This window comes from Micrococcus sp. Mcc28 (assembly GCF_024519775.1).
GTDB lineage: Bacteria > Actinomycetota > Actinomycetes > Actinomycetales > Micrococcaceae > Micrococcus > Micrococcus luteus.
Genome location: NZ_JALJRH010000040.1, coordinates 1 through 696, shown reverse-complemented (window position 1 = coordinate 696; position 696 = coordinate 1). Strand labels below are relative to the sequence as shown.

1 protein-coding gene is annotated in these 696 nt (G+C 68.7%); it reads right to left on the bottom strand.

All coding sequences use genetic code 11. From position 1 onward, the window contains the following. Positions 1-696: FAD-dependent oxidoreductase (locus tag NR073_RS11005; RefSeq protein WP_256748835.1), on the bottom strand; the 696-nt coding region annotated here is incomplete at both ends.

The following is a 696-nucleotide window of genomic DNA, read 5'->3' as shown; positions in this document are numbered from 1 at the left end:
CTCCGAGGCCTCATCGAAGTCGAAGTCCTCCTCGTACAACACGATGTCCACATCCCGGGAGTGCGCCAGCTCCCGCAGCTCCAGCGGGGTGAACTTCACCTGCGCCGGCCCGCGCCGGCCGAACACGTGCACATCCGTGACCGGGGAGGCGGCCAGGTCCCGGTACACGTTGTCCGGGATCTCGGTGGGCAGCAGGTCCTCGGCATGCTTGGACAGGATCCGGGCCACATCCAGGGCCACGTTCCCGTTGCCGATCACCGCCACCTGCGTGGCCTCCAACGGCCAGTGCCGCGGCACATCCGGGTGCCCGTCATACCAGGACGCGAAGTCGGCGCCACCGAACGAGCCGGCCAACTCCACCCCGGGAACGTCCAGGGCCGCGTCCCGCACGGCCCCGGTGGAGAACACGATCGCGTCGTAATGCCGACGCAGATCCGCCAGGCTCAGGTCCGTGCCGTAGTCCACGTTCCCGAGGAAACGGATGTCCCCGCGGTCCATGACCTTGTGCAGGGCGGTGACGATGCCCTTGATGCGCGGATGGTCCGGGGCCACCCCGTAGCGGATGAGGCCGAACGGGGCCGGGTACCGGTCGAACAGGTCGATGCTGACCCGGAAGTCCCGTTCCTCCTTGGTCAGGATGTCCGCCGTGTACACCCCGGCGGGTCCGGCACCGATGATGGCGATGCGCAACGGGCG